Consider the following 14,200-nt stretch of genomic DNA (forward strand, 5'->3'; position numbering starts at 1 on the left):
CTTTTGCAGTGATGCAGAGCGGGCTTTTTTCTGCCTGCAGACTAGTGCATCAGCGCCGAGCGCCGCAGAGGTTGTGCCGATTGCGGGCTCAGCAGCCCAAGGTGGGTGTTGATCACTTGCAGCAGGCGCTGGCGTTGCGACTTGATGAAGAAGTGATTGCCGGCCACTTCGATCAACTCGAATTCGCGGCGCGTGAATTCGCGCCAGTTCACCATGCGACTGGCCGGGGTCAGCAGGTCTTCGCTGCCGTACAGGGCCGTGAGGGGCACTTCGAGGCTGCCGCTGGAGGTGTCGAACCAGGTTTCGAAGAGCTTCAGGTCATTGCGCAGCACGGCCTCATACAGCTGCTGGTCGGCTGCGCCGCGGGGTATTTCGATAGGGGTGGCGCCCAGGGTCAGCATCGCTTCGCGAAACGCCGGAGTCGGCAGCGAATGCAGCAATGGCCGGCCGGCGGGGCTGTCGGGGCTGCGGCAACCGGAGACGAACAGATGCTGGGTCTGGCCCGGAAAATGGGCCTGGGCGTACTTGGCCGTTTCGTAGGCCAGCAGCCCGCCGAGGCCATGACCGAACAGTGCGTGAGGCTCGCTGAGCAGCGGTTGCAGCGCCGCCAGTACCTCCTCGAGCAGCGCCGGCCAGCTGGCGCAAGGTGCTTCGTCGCGGCGCACGCCGTGCCCGGCCAGGCGCACCACCACCAGTTCGATATGGTCGTCGAGTCCGGTGGACCAATTGCGCAGTTGTTCCGGTGCGGCGCCGGCCTGGGGAAAACAGATCAGGCGGATGCCGCTGGGTTGCCCGGAGTTGATCACCATCGTCCATTTCTTATTGTTGATATTCACAGCTCTTCCTTAAGCCTGAGTGACGGTTTTCCGTGAGTGCACCTGAGAAGCGCCGGGGTTCGCCCTGTCGATCCTGAAGGGCGCGCCGGGTGCGCGGTGTCGGGGTGGGCTCATGCCTCCCGTTGTTGCAGGTAATTCCTGATCGTGGTGGCGCCGCTTTCCAGGTGCCGTTCGAGGATGCCCAGTGCGCGCTCGATGTCTTTATCGCTCGCGGCATCGACCAATGCCCGGTGGTCATCCTGGGTGAGGGTGCCAAGGCCCATGGAGGATAGGTGAAAGCGCAGGAAGCGCTCTTCTTCATTGAGTTCGAGTTCGATCAGGTTCAGCAGCTTGCGGTTGGGCGCCTTGTGATAGAGCGCCATGTGGAACAAGCGGTTGAGCCGGCCGAGTTCGGCGTGATCGGTCTGGGTTTCCAGGGCCTCGATGTAGCTGCGGGCCAGGGCAATGTCCTGGGGCTCCAGCAACGGGATCGACAGGCGCAGGGCTTCTTTTTCCAGCAGCAGGCGCAGGGCGTAGGTGTCGACGGCGTCATAGTCGATCAGCGCGGCCACCACCGCACCCTTGTGCGGCACCACCTTGAGCAGCGATTGCGCTTCAAGCTGGCGCAAGGCCTCGCGCACCGGCATGCGGCTGACCCCGAACAGGTCCGCCAGATCCTGCTGGCGCAACGCTGCACCGCTGGGCAGGCGTCCATCGAGGATCGCCGCGCGCAGGGTTTCTTCGATCACTGAGCGCGCCAGATGGGCAGGTATGGGCCCGCTGACTTCGATCTTGCTCAGGATGCCGGGTTTTTTCGTCACGTTTGGGTGTCTCTACTTCTATAAATTGGATCCAATGCACACTAGATAGTGCTGCAAGGCTTGTCAAAGCATCGGCGCCGCAAGGAGCGAGCGGCGCGCGGCGCGGGATTCTCCTTTGAAGCGGCGGTGATGCTCAAGCACCGGGGTAAAAACAGTCCGTGGATAGGCTCAAGTTTAGCGTTTGCTGCACACCATGCCGCGGGCAACGCTGTTGGCCTTGATCTTGCGCATTGCCGCTGCGGGCAAGGCTGCTAGGATTGCGCGGCAATCATTTCACATCAGCCATGAGTGCTCAGCATGCAACTTCCGGATATGAACCTGCTGGTGGCCCTCGATGCCTTGCTCGACGAAGGCAGCGTGGTCGGTGCCGCACGCCGCATGAACCTCAGCCCGGCAGCGATGAGCCGGACCCTGACCCGGATCCGCGAGGCCCTCGGCGACCCGATCCTGGTCCGCGCCGGCCGCGGCCTGGTGCCCACGCCCAAGGCCCTGGAGTTGCGCGCTCAGGTGCGGGACCTGGTGGAGCAGGCCTCGCTGGTGTTTCGCTCCGGGGACCAGGTGGACCTCAGTACCCTGCAGCGGCGCTTCAATGTGCGCGCCAATGACTTTTTTGTCGGGGTGTATGGCGGTCGGTTGATCGACACCCTGGAGCGCCAGGCGCCCCTGTGCGAGCTGCGCTTTGTGCCGGAAGGCGATGGCGACGACGAAGCCCTGCGCGAGGGGCGGATCGATCTGCGCATCAGCAACACGCGGCCGCTGACCCCGGAGGTCAAGGTGCAGAACCTGTTCTCCACCACCTTTGTCGGGCTGGTGCGCGAGGGGCATCCCTTGTTCGACGAAGAGATCACCGCCGAGCGCTTCGCCGCCTTTCCCCATATCAGCATGTCCCGCCGCGGTTTTGCCCGGGGGCCGATCGACACGGCCCTCAGCGCCCTGGGCCTGGAACGCCGGGTGCCGCTGATTGCGCCGAGCTTTCATGCGGCGATGTTTGTCCTGCCCGATTCGGACCTGATCCTGCCGGTGCCCAAGGAAACCCTGCTCAGCGTGAAACGCCTGGGGTTGCGCCTGCGTTCGTTTGCGCTGCCGATTCCGTTGCCGACCCTGGTCCTGACCCAGGCCTGGCACCCGCGCTATGACAAGGACCCGGCCCATAAATGGTTCCGCGAAACCCTGAAGGCGTCCTGCAGCGACACCTGGCTGGCGGCGCAGCCGAGCTGACAGGGCACGTCTGATGCCTGGATAGTTGCGTCTGGTGCACTTATAAGCTGTCGATAAGTCAGTTTTCGTCAGTAGTCGGGCTGCCTAAACTGCTCCGGTATTTCCTGTCCGGAGTTGTACCTTTCATGAGTTCCCTCGCTGTTGCCGCGCCTGCGGGCGTGCCAGCCACCAGCAAGCCGGCAGTTGTTGCCCCGCCCGTGTTCGGCCCGCGGATCATTATCGGCCTGGTGGGTGTGTTGCTGGCGGTGCTGGTCTCGGGCCTCAACGAGATGGTGACCAAGATCGCCCTGGCCGATATCCGTGGCGCGCTGTACATCGGCTACGACGAAGGCACCTGGCTGGTGGCCAGTTACACCGCGACTTCGGTGGCGGCCATGGCCTTCGCGCCCTGGTGTTCGGTGACGTTTTCCCTGCGGCGCTTCACCCTCGGCGCCATCGCGCTGTTCACGGTGCTGGGCGTGCTCTGCCCGTTCGCCCCCAACTACCCCAGCCTGTTGCTGCTGCGCACCGTGCAGGGTCTGGCCGGCGGCGCGCTGCCGCCGATGCTGATGACCGTTGCCCTGCGGTTCCTGCCGCCCAACGTCAAGCTGTACGGCCTGGCTGGCTATGCCCTGACCGCCACCTTCGGCCCGAGCCTGGGCACGCCGCTGGCGGCGCTGTGGACCGAGTATGTCGGCTGGCAGTGGGCGTTCTGGCAAGTGGTGCTGCCGTGCCTGGTGGCCATGGCGGCGGTGGCCTACGGACTGCCCCAGGACCCGCTGCGCCTGGAGCGCTGCAAGCAGTTCAACTGGCGTGGCCTGCTACTGGGGTTCCCGGCGATCTGCATGCTGGTGATCGGCATCCTGCAAGGCAACCGTCTGGACTGGTTCGCCTCGCCGCTGATCACTCTGTTGCTGGGGGGTGGCCTGCTGTTGCTGGTGCTGTTTCTGATCAACGAATGGTCGCAGCCGATCCCGTTCTTCAAGTTGCAGATGCTGGGCATCCGCAACCTGTCGTTTGCCCTGCTGACCCTGGCCGGGGTGCTGGTGGTGCTGACGGCGGTGATCATCATCCCCTCCAGCTACCTGGCCCAGGTCCAGGGTTACCGCCCGCTGCAAACCGCGCCGGTGATGCTGGTCATGGCCTTGCCGCAGTTGCTTGCCCTGCCGCTGGTGGCGGCCCTGTGCAACCTGCGCCGGGTCGATTGCCGCTGGGTGCTGGGGATTGGCCTGGGGATGCTGGTCCTGTCGTGCCTGGGCGGGACGCAGCTGACCTCGGTGTGGAACCGCGACAATTTCTACCTGCTGCAACTGCTGCAGATTTTCGGCCAGCCGATGGCGGTGCTGCCGTTGCTGATGCTGGCCACCGGCAGTATCCAGCCCATCGAGGGGCCTTTTGCCTCGGCCTGGTTCAACACCGTGAAGGGCTTGTCGGCGGTGATCGCCACCGGCGTGCTGGACGTCCTGACCACCCACCGCCTGCATTTTCACTCGACCATGCTGGTGGACAGCCTGGGCAATTCGCCCCTGGTCGACAGCGGCGTCGCCGGTCTGGCCCAGCGCCTGCACCAGCAGGCCGTGGTGCTGACCTCGATCGATCTTTATTACTGCATGGCAGGGCTGGCCGCGGCGCTGATCCTGCTGATTTTCTGGCTGCCGACGCGGGTCTACCCGCCGCGCGCGCCCACTTGAACGCTCAACGAGACAGAAGGTTTTTATGACGATTCATATCAAGCACAAAGTTGCCGTCAGCGTGACCGCGGTCGCGGTGCTCGGCGCATTGATCTACCTGGTCACCGGCAAGGCGACCGAGCAGACCACCAACGACGCCTACATCGCCGCCGACTACACCCTGGTGGCGCCCAGGGTCGCGGGGTTTATCAAAGAGGTGCTGGTGGAGGACAACCAGCAGGTCAAGGCCGGGCAGTTGCTGGCGCTGATCGATGACCGTGACCTGCGGGCCGCCGCCCAGGCCGCCGATGCCGACACCCTGATGGCCAAGGCGCAACTGCAAAACGCCCGGGCGACCCTGGAGCGCCAGAGTTCAGTGATCGCCCAGGCCCAGGCCACGCTGGTGGCGGCGCGGGCGGAAATGGCCTTCGCCGAGCATGAACTGGCGCGCTACAACCACCTGGCCGGTGTCGGTGCCGGCACGGTGCAGAATGCCCAGCAAGCCAGGACCCGCATCGATCAGGCCAGTGCCCGGCAGGCCAATGCCGCGGCGGTGCTGGCGGCCGAGCGCAAGCAGGTGGAGATCCTCACGGCCCAGTGCGATGCGGCCGAAGGCGGCTTGAAACGGGCCCAGGCGGCGCTGGAAATGGCCAGCTACGAGCTGTCGTACACGCGCATCGTCGCCCCGGTGGACGGCATGGTCGGTGAGCGCGCGGTGCGGGTCGGGGCCTATGTCACCCCGGGCAGCAAGATCCTCGCCGTGGTGCCCCTGGAACGGGCCTATGTGCTGGGCAACTTCCAGGAGACTCAACTGACTGACGTCAAGCCCGGGCAAGAGGTGCAGGTGCGCGTCGACAGCCTCGGCGGCGAAGCCCTGTATGGCCGGGTCGAGAGCATTGCCCCGGCGACCGGCGTGACCTTTGCCTCGGTCAAGCCGGACAACGCCACCGGCAACTTCACCAAGGTGGTGCAGCGCATCCCGGTCAAAATCGTCCTCGACCCGGGCCAGGCCCTGGCCGAGCGCCTGCGGGTGGGGATGTCGGTGGAAGCCAGCATCGACACCCTGGGCAATGGCACCCGGGTGCGCGAGGTGACGCAGCGATGATGGGCCATTCCCCAAACCGCGATTCAGGCCAGGGCCATCGCATCAAGGCCGGCGTTCGCTCGGTGTGGGCGCTGAGCCTGCTGTCGTTGGCCGCCTGCAGTGTCGGCCCGGACTTCCAGCCGCCCCAGGCGCAGCAGGTCAGTGCCTGGTCCGTGCCGGACAAAGCCGCCGCCAGCCAGGCGGTCAGCCGCGACATGGATGAGCGCTGGTGGGACGTTTTCCACGACCCGCAGCTCTCGGCCCTGAGCCATCGCGTGCTGAGCGACAACCTCGACCTGCAACTGGCTACCAGCCGCCTGGCGCAGAGCCGCGCAGCACGCCAGGTGATCGGCGCCGATCACTATCCAACCACCGCCGCAACCGGCAGCTACGGGCGCAAGCGCAACAGCGCCGAAGGCTTGAACGATCCGTCGGGGAACAGCGGCAAGTCCGCATTCAACCTGTGGGACGCCGGCTTCTCGGCGTCCTGGGAATTGGACCTGTGGGGTCGCGTACGGCGCGAAACCGAAGCCGCCGACGCCACCCTGGAGGTCGCGGAAAACGATCGGCGCGGGGTGTTGCTGTCGGTGCTGTCCGAGACCGCCCAGGACTACATACAGCTGCGCGGGGTGCAGAGCACCCGGGCCGTGACCGAGCAGAACCTGGAGGTGGCGCGGCACAGCCTGCAACTCTCGCGACTGCGCCTGGCCGATGGCGTGGCCACCGACCTGGACGTTGCCGAAGCCGCGGCCCAGGTGGCAACCATCGAAGCCCGGCTGCCGGCCCTGGAGCAACAGCAGGCGCAGTTGATCAACGCCCTGAGCCTGCTGCTCGGTGAGCCGCCCCAGGCCCTGCACGCCGAACTGGCGGCCGACGCCCCGGTGCCGCAAACCCCGCGTCAGGTGGCGATCGGCTTGCCGTCGCAACTGGCGCAACGGCGCCCGGATATCCGCCAGGCCCAGGGCCGGCTGCATGCCGCCACCGCCAGCATTGGCGTGGCCGAGGGCGATTTCTACCCGCGCATCACGCTGTCGGGCAACCTCGGCTCGCAAGCCATGCAGCTTTCGGATTTCGGCTCCTGGGGTTCACGCCAGTTCGGCATCGGTCCGCAGTTCAGCCTGCCGCTGTTCGACGGCGGGCGCCTGCGCGGCATGCTCCATCTGCGTGAGGCGCAACAGCAGGAAGCGGCCCTGGCCTACCAGCAGACCGTGCTCCGTGCCTGGCATGAAATCGATGATCAACTGACCCGCTACAACGCCAGCCAACTGCGCCGCGACAGCCTGGCCGAGGCCGTGCACCAGAACCAGATCGCACTGCGCACCGCGCAGCAGCAATACGTTGAAGGGGTGGTGGATTTCGTCAACGTGCTGACTGTGCAAGGCGCGTTGTTGACCACGCAAGAACAGTGGGTCGAAAGCTCGGCCGGCGTGTCGCTGGCCATGGTTGGCCTGTACAAGGCCCTGGGCGGCGGCTGGGAATCGGTGTATCCGCTGACGGACGCGCAAGCCTCCCGCTGAAGACGGGCTTTGCCTGGAGATATAAAAAAGTGTAATGATAATTGCTCTCAATCACGTGTGCGGTTCCTTTCATGGAAGCAACGACTGACGGCAAAGAGCAGGTTCATCGCCTTTACCGCGATCATCACGGCTGGCTGCAAGGCTGGCTGCGCAAGCGCCTGGGGGATCGTGAGCACGCGGCGGACGTGGCGCAGGACACCTTTCTGCGGTTGCTGGTCTCGGGGCGGTTTCCCGGGCCACTGGAAAGCCGCAGTTACCTGGCGCAGATTGCCCGCAACCTGGTGATCGACCAGTGGCGCCGCTTGCGCATCGAGCGCGCCTACCTGGAAAGCATCGCCCACCTGCCCGAGCCGGAGTCGCCGTCGCTGGAGACCCGCGCGCTGATTCTCGAAACCCTGATGCAGATCGACGCCATGCTCGATCGCATGCCGGAAAAAGTCCGCCAGGCCTTTGTCCTCTCGCAGTTCGAAGGCCTGAGCTACGCCTGCATCGCCGAGCGCCTGGAGGTGTCGGTCAGTTCGGTGCAGAAGTACATGATCCGCGCCATCCAGGCCTGCTATCAGGTCATCTACGAAGAATGAAACGCCACGACGCGCCGATTGCCCCGCCCATCGTCGAGCAGGCCAGCGAATGGCTGATGCTGCATTGGGGCGGGGAAATGGATCCGGCCCAGCGCCAGGCTTTCGCCCGCTGGCAAACCGCCGATCCCGAGCACCAGCGTGCCTGGCAGCGCCTGCAGCAGTTGCAGCAGACCCTGGGTGCAGTGCCCGCCGAAAGCGCCCGCGCGGTGCTGCGCGATGTGCCGGATGCGCAACGACGTTCGGCGCTCAAGCTGCTGGGTCTGTTGCTGGTGGCCGGTGGCAGTGGCTACCTGGTGCAGGGCAGCCAGCCCTGGCGCAGCGCTTTCGCCGAGCAGCGCACCGCCACCGGCGAGATTCGCCACCTGACCCTCAGCGATGGCACGCGCCTGGACCTCAACAGCAACAGCGCCGTCGACTTGCGCTACAGCGCGCAGGAGCGGCGCATCCGCCTGATCAGCGGCGAGATCCAGCTGAGCAGCGGCCACGATGCCTCGCGGCCATTGATTGTCGAAACCGATGCCGGCGACATCCAGGCCCTGGGCACGCGCTTTACCGTGCGCGATGTCGACAACGGGACCCGGGTCGGGCTGTTCGAAGGCGCGCTGCGCATCAGCCCGCGCAACGCCCAGCCCGTGCACCTGGAGGCCGGCAACAGCCTGTGGTTCAGCGCCCGGCAGGTCGCGGCCAATCAGCCGTTGGACCTGAATGCCAGCAGCTGGAGCCAGGGCCGGCTGATTGCCGAGCGCCAGCCGTTGGGGCAGTTCATCGCCGAACTGTCGCGCTATCGCCCGGGCGTATTGCGCTGTGACGAGGAGGTGGCGCACCTGTTGCTGACCGGGGTATTTCCGCTCAATGACAGCGACGCGATCCTTGCCGCCCTGGAGCGCTCGCTGCCGGTGCGGGCCCAGGCCGTGACCCGTTACTGGGTCACGCTCAAGGCCCGGGTGTGACCCCCGCAAAAAAATAACTGCAGGCCCCTTGTCGATTTTGTCGTCTGGTTCGGGATAGCTGTTGAAAGCCGATCAAGACGCATTCTCATGGGGAGTTCCGGAATGCCTTACCAACCGTCACCGTCCACCCAAACCCTGAGCGCCGCCGTGCGCCATGGCCTGTTCGCCGGCCTGCTGGCGGTCGCGCCGCTGGTGCCCTGTGTGGCCCAGGCCGCCGAGGCCAGCCAGAGCGAGTCGCGCCAGTACAACATCGCCGCCGGCAGCCTCGACCAGGCCCTCAATCAATTTGCCAGTGCGGCCGGGATCCTGTTGTCGGTGGATGCGCAAATGACCCAGGGCAAGCGCAGCGCCGGCCTGCAAGGGCGCTATGACGTGGCCCAGGGCCTGCAACGCCTGCTGTTGGGCAGCGGCTTGCAGGCCCTGCAAGCGGGTGGCGGCTGGATGTTGCAACCGGCCCCGGCGGACGGTCCGCTGCAACTGGGCGCGACCCAGGTCAGCGCCCCTCAGGTCGAGGAAAGCGCCTGGGGCCCGGTGCAGGGCATCGTCGCCAAGCGCAGTGCCACCGGCAGCAAGACCGACTCGGCGCTGGTGGAAATCCCGCAGACGATCAACGTGGTCACCGCCACCGAGATCAAGGCCCGTGGCGCGCAAACGGTGACTGAAGCCTTGCGCTACACCCCGGGCATGACCGGCGGTGGCTTCGCCGACCGGGTGAAGATTTTCGATGAGCCGACCTCGCGCGGCTTCACGCCGACCCCGCTGTACCTGGACGGCCTGCACCTGCCCTATGGCGGCGGCAGCACTGGTGGCGCATTGCAGATCGAGCCCTATTCCCTGGAGCGCATCGAAGTGCTCAAGGGCCCGGCCTCGGTGCTGTACGGGCAGAACCAGCCCGGTGGCATCGTCAACATGGTCAGCAAGCGCCCCACGGCCACGCCCCTGCATCAGGTGGTGCTCGAAGGCGGCAGCGATGACCACAAGAGCCTGGCCCTGGACCTGGGCGGCCCCCTGGACGAACAAGGGCAGTTCCTCTATCGCCTGACCGCCCTGGCCAACGACAGCGGCTCGCCGATCGATTACGTCGAGCAGAAACGCCAGTTCATCGCGCCCAGCCTGACCTGGCGTCCCAACGAAGACACCAGCCTGACCCTGTTCGCCCAATACCAGAAAGACAACGACGTGCCCGAGGCCCAGGGTTTGCCGCGGATCGGCACCCTGGTGCCCACGGTCAACGGCAAGATCAGCCGCGACCTGTTCCTCGGCGAGCCGGGAGTCAACGCCTACGACCGTGATCAGTTCGTCCTCGGCTATGAACTGTCCCATCGCCTGAACGAGGTCTGGACCCTCAAGCAGAACGTGCGCTACGCCGATGTCGACGACCATTACCGCGCGCCGCTGCACGGCTACAGCTTTGTCGCCAACCCGCTGACCGGGGCCAATGACCAGCGCTACATGACCCGCTTCGGTGTCGACTGGAAGCAGCACAACAAGGTGGTAGGGGTGGATAACATCGCCCAGGCCGAATTCGACACCGGGGCGTTCAAGCACACCCTGATCGTGGGCCTGGATTACTACCACTCCAACAGCCAGTTCGCCGGCAAGTACGACCGCACCAACCCGATCATCGACCTGTATAACCCGACCTACGGCACGCCGATCAATTTCAACGGGCTGTATCGCTGGGACAACACCGTGACCCAGACCGGCCTGTATGTGCAGGACCAGATCAAGCTCGACCAGTGGGTGCTGGTGCTCGGCGGCCGCTATGACTGGGCCGAGACCAACAACAAAGTGGTGCTGACCAAGCAGAACAGCGGCAGCAAGGACCAGGCGTTCTCCGGCCGTGCGGGGCTGGTCTACCTGTTCGATAACGGCCTGGCGCCGTTTGTCAGCTATTCCGAGTCGTTCATGCCGTTGAGCGGCACTGCCGAGGGCGGCAGCCCGTTCGAACCGTCCACCGGCAAGCAGTATGAAGTGGGCCTCAAGTACCAGCCGCCGGGGCAGGAAAGTTTCGTCCAGCTCTCGGTCTACCACCTGGACCAGGAGAACGTGCTCAACGCCATTCCCAATAGCACGTTCAGCGACCAGAGCGGTGCGGTGCGCTCCCGTGGGATCGAGCTGGAGGCCAAGGCGGCCCTCAGCGAATCCCTGGACGTGATCGCTTCGGTGTCGCGCAACGACATCAAGTACACCAAGGACGATTCCGGCCGCGAAGGTCGGCACCCGGCCGGCAGCCCGCCGCTGACCGCCTCGGCATGGGCCAACTACACCCTGCTCGGGGATACGCCGCTGGCCGGCCTGGGCGCCGGGTTGGGGGTGCGCTACGTGAAGGGCAATTACGGCGATGATTACGCCGGTGCGTTCCAGATTCCGTCCTACACCGTGCTGGATGCGGCGCTGACCTATGACCTGAACCGCTCGCCGTTCAAGCTCAAGGGCGTGAAGCTGGCGCTGAATGTGAAGAACCTTGAAGACAAGACCTACGTCGACCTGTGCCGGACCGAGCTGGACTGCTACTACGGCGAAGGGCGCACGGTGGTCTCGAGCCTGACTTACGACTGGTAAAAAACAGCCCTAGTTCTGCAAAAACACCACATAGCCCTTGAACCAGGGGCTATCGCGCAGGTAAGCGGGTTCGGTCCAGGCACCGCCCTGGATCAGCCCGACCTTGTACGGCAGCCCCAAGCGGTCCAGGCGCGGCAGGTAGGCGGCGTAATTGGGGATGCTGTGGCGGCCCTGGTAGGTCTGCACCACCACCTCGTCGATCACCCCCTTGAGCTGGCCGATCGCTTGCGGGTCGGCGTTGCTGCCCCAATCCATCAGTCCGGTAATGCTCAGGCGGTACTGCCGTGGCAGGCGCTGGCGCAGGTCACGCAGGAAATCGGCGTACTCCTCCAGGTAACGGGTGCCGGCGTCGAAGTCGATCTGGATCCCGACCACCGGGTTGCCCGCCTGTTGCCAGCGTTGCACCTGCCCCAGCAATTGGGCGTAGATCGGCTCCGGCCAGCGCAGGGTATGGGCGCGGTACACCACCCACACTTCACCTTGAGTCAGGCGCGGCACCGAGACGCCCTGGGCGATCAGGCGCACGCCGCGTTCCGGCTGGCGGCGCGAGGTGCTGATCTGGCCCTGGAGGATGTACAGGCTCTTGGCCTGGGCCAGCACCGGCTGCGGCTTGACCCCGCTCCATAACCAGAACGCGTCATAGTCGCCGGCGTCGACCGCGGCCCAGGCCTGGCTGCTGATCAATACGGCCAGCAGCCATCCAGCGCGCAACAGAGCGTTCATGGGTTACCAGTAATACGGCAGGGATTTGCTCCACTGGGTATCGGCGTAGGTGCCCTTGATCTGGCGGAACCAGGCCTTGCGCACCGCCGGCTCGACATCGGTGCCGCCGCAGCTGTTGTTGCCCGAGGGCGCGTAGCACTTGATGGCGCGGAACAGCGCGTAGGCGCGATCGTCCTTGGGCGCGTGCTGGTTGTCGATCACCTGGCGATAGCCGTCATGGCGTGAAAACACTGCCGGCTTGGCGTCGATACCGCTTGAGCCCAGCTCGCCCTTGTACGGCGCGGCATCGAGCGGCGAATGGTCGAGGCCGTTGCGCAGAATGAACTCGCCCAGGCAGTTCAGGCCCTTGGGCTGCTGGTTGTTGGCCTGCAACACGGCGGCGATCTCGGCGATGCTCGGGCAGCCGTAGCCGGACTCTCCCGGCTCGCCCTGCCAGTTGAACATCGCCAGTGGCTTGCCGCTGTCGTAGAAGTAGCCGATGCCGACCCCGAGCTTGTCGGGCGAAGGGCTGGCGGGCATGCGCTTGAAGTCTTCGGCAAAGGCTGCGTACTGGCCGCGCAACAGCTCTTTGTAGAGCAGCACGAACAGGGCGCTGTCGCGTTCGCCGGCGTCCACGCCCTGGGTCACCTGTTGGCGCAGCAGCGGCAGGTCGGCGCTCAGGCGTTGCAGGCGATAGCGCAGTTGCGGGGTCTTGATCGGCGAGTCGGCGGCAAAGACTTTGTCCAGACGCTGGCTGAACTCGTAGTTCCAGGCCAGAGCCAGCTCCACGTAGTCACGCTGCAAGGGCTGCTTGACCTTGCCCAGCAGCTCCAGCCACAGGGCTTCGGCCGCCTTCCAGTCCTGGGTCTTGTGCAGCGCCAGGCCGCGCAGCACCTGCTGGCTGAAGGCGAAGTAATCGAGTTGCGCGGGCACGCTGCCTGGCAACAACGCCAGGGCCTGCTGCGGCTTGTCCTCAAGGTTCAGGTAGGCCGCCGCCTGCAGGTAGTTGAACAGGGCCGGCTGTTCGGCGAACACGGCCTTTTGCGCCTGGAGTTGCTTGAGGTTGAAGGTGCCCTGGTAGGCGCTGATGCGGCTCAGGTCCTCGACCGCCAGCAACTGCGGGGTGCGGATATCCGGGGCCTCGGTGCCGAGCAGCTTGTTGTCGGTCTCCTGAATCAGCTCCGGCAGGCTGATATTGCGTTGCGCGGGCGTGGCGTGCAGCAGTTGCCAGCTGTAATCCTCGGCCAGCTTGCGGTCATCGCCGGACAGCCAGTGCACCCGGCGCAGCAGGCCTTTGGCCGACGCACTGAAGTGCCCCTGGGGGTAGGCCGCCAGGTAGCGTTCCAGGTTCTGCTCGGCCAATTGCAGGTTGGGCCGATCGACCTTGTTCAGGTCCGGCAGGCCCATGTCATCAAACGTGTCGGCTTGCGCGGCGTTCAGTGGGATGCGCGCGCTCATGTACAGCGCGGTTTCCTTGAGCCAGGGCTGGGGGCTGTCGGTCAGGCTGGCGAAACGCTGGGTCGCCTTGTCGAAGCGGCCGCTGTAGAACTCGGCGGCGCCCCGCAGGTAATTGGCGAAGGCCTTGCCGGTTGCAGAGAAGTGCTGATCTTCGATCAGGACCTCGGCATTCCCGGCCTCCCACTCACAGACTTGCAGCATCTGCATGCGCTCGCCCGCCAGGTCGCTGCGTTCCTGCGTCGACAGTTCCGGGGTGTCGAGCAACTGGCCGATAAAGGCGCTGGCGCTTTCCAGGTTGTTACTGCGGCAGCGGTTGCCTTCGCCCTCGATAAAGTGCGGACGCTGATCCAGGGTGGCCACCGCCGGCAACTCCAGTTGCGCCAGTTGCTGGTCGAGGCGCGCGACCAGCGCATCCTGTGCGGCGGGCGTGGCGTTTTCCGGCTCCGGGTCCAGGCGCATCAGGTCGAACGGCACCGGGCCGTAGCCGGCTTGCAGGTCATTGTTGCTCAGGGCGACAGGGCTCAGGGGCAGGGTGCCCTGGTCGGACATCAGCAGGCGCAGGTTGGTCCGGCTGTCGTTGTTCGGGCTCAGGAACGGCACGCTGTTGCAGGCGCCGCTGCCTTGCGGGGTCCAGAGCACTTCGCATATGGATTCGTCGAAACTGGCATAGGCCGGGGTCGCGCAGACGGCGCCAAGCGCCAGTGACACAGATGACAGAAAACCGATACGCATGAATTGTCCCTAATCCCGAAAGCACGAAGTGCGGTGGTCCGATAGTGGCGCAAATCATACAGAAGCTCCCGGGGCGCACCTACTGGCTGGCGTATTGATTCCAGCGAA

11 protein-coding genes are annotated in these 14,200 nt (G+C 65.4%); 7 read left to right on the top strand and 4 right to left on the bottom strand.

Annotated elements, in window-relative coordinates; genetic code table 11:
* Positions 1-41: 41 nt before the first annotated feature.
* Both JFU57_RS08180 and JFU57_RS08185 read right to left on the bottom strand, forming a co-directional pair.
* Positions 42-836 (bottom strand): alpha/beta fold hydrolase, encoded by a 795-nt coding sequence (locus tag JFU57_RS08180; protein ID WP_201128830.1) that lies wholly within the window; start codon positions 834-836, stop codon positions 42-44.
* A 110-nt stretch (positions 837-946) separates the two neighbouring features.
* Positions 947-1,636: a GntR family transcriptional regulator gene (locus tag JFU57_RS08185; RefSeq protein ID WP_078469161.1), complete on the bottom strand. Its 690-nt coding sequence runs from the start codon at positions 1,634-1,636 to the stop codon at positions 947-949.
* 297 nt (positions 1,637-1,933) lie between these two features.
* On the opposite strand from JFU57_RS08185, the gene JFU57_RS08190 reads away from it, so the two are divergent.
* The 7 genes from JFU57_RS08190 (at position 1,934) to JFU57_RS08220 (ending at position 11,200) form a co-directional block, all read left to right on the top strand.
* Positions 1,934-2,854: a LysR family transcriptional regulator gene (locus JFU57_RS08190; RefSeq protein WP_201128832.1), complete on the top strand. Its 921-nt coding sequence runs from the start codon at positions 1,934-1,936 to the stop codon at positions 2,852-2,854.
* Between the two features lie 125 nt (positions 2,855-2,979).
* On the top strand, positions 2,980-4,524 hold the full coding sequence (locus JFU57_RS08195) for an MFS transporter (protein WP_201128834.1): 1,545 nt from the start codon (positions 2,980-2,982) through the stop codon (positions 4,522-4,524).
* 25 nt (positions 4,525-4,549) lie between these two features.
* Positions 4,550-5,608 (top strand): HlyD family secretion protein, encoded by a 1,059-nt coding sequence (locus JFU57_RS08200; protein WP_078469164.1) that lies wholly within the window; start codon positions 4,550-4,552, stop codon positions 5,606-5,608.
* The gene (locus JFU57_RS08205) at positions 5,605-7,104 is read left to right on the top strand and encodes an efflux transporter outer membrane subunit (RefSeq protein WP_207202168.1); all 1,500 of its coding nucleotides are present in this window, start codon (positions 5,605-5,607) and stop codon (positions 7,102-7,104) included. The genes JFU57_RS08200 and JFU57_RS08205 overlap by 4 nt, the downstream gene beginning before the upstream one ends.
* A 71-nt stretch (positions 7,105-7,175) precedes the next feature.
* Positions 7,176-7,685: a sigma-70 family RNA polymerase sigma factor gene (locus tag JFU57_RS08210; RefSeq protein ID WP_020300726.1), complete on the top strand. Its 510-nt coding sequence runs from the start codon at positions 7,176-7,178 to the stop codon at positions 7,683-7,685.
* Entirely contained in the window at positions 7,682-8,635 is a 954-nt protein-coding gene (locus JFU57_RS08215; RefSeq protein ID WP_201128836.1) for a FecR domain-containing protein, read from the top strand. Before JFU57_RS08210 ends, JFU57_RS08215 begins: the two co-directional genes overlap by 4 nt.
* Positions 8,636-8,737: 102 nt before the next feature.
* The gene (locus JFU57_RS08220) at positions 8,738-11,200 is read left to right on the top strand and encodes a TonB-dependent siderophore receptor (RefSeq protein ID WP_201128838.1); all 2,463 of its coding nucleotides are present in this window, start codon (positions 8,738-8,740) and stop codon (positions 11,198-11,200) included.
* A 9-nt stretch (positions 11,201-11,209) separates the two neighbouring features.
* Here JFU57_RS08220 and JFU57_RS08225 read toward each other — a convergent pair whose 3' ends face one another.
* Both JFU57_RS08225 and JFU57_RS08230 read right to left on the bottom strand, forming a co-directional pair.
* Complete coding sequence (locus JFU57_RS08225; RefSeq protein ID WP_446739658.1) at positions 11,210-11,923, bottom strand: DUF3142 domain-containing protein; 714 nt, start codon at positions 11,921-11,923, stop codon at positions 11,210-11,212.
* Positions 11,924-11,926: 3 nt separating this feature from the next.
* On the bottom strand, positions 11,927-14,092 hold the full coding sequence (locus JFU57_RS08230) for an outer membrane assembly lipoprotein YfiO (protein ID WP_201128840.1): 2,166 nt from the start codon (positions 14,090-14,092) through the stop codon (positions 11,927-11,929).
* Positions 14,093-14,200 lie beyond the last annotated feature (108 nt).

It is taken from the genome of Pseudomonas sp. TH07 (assembly GCF_016651285.1).
Lineage (GTDB): Bacteria > Pseudomonadota > Gammaproteobacteria > Pseudomonadales > Pseudomonadaceae > Aquipseudomonas.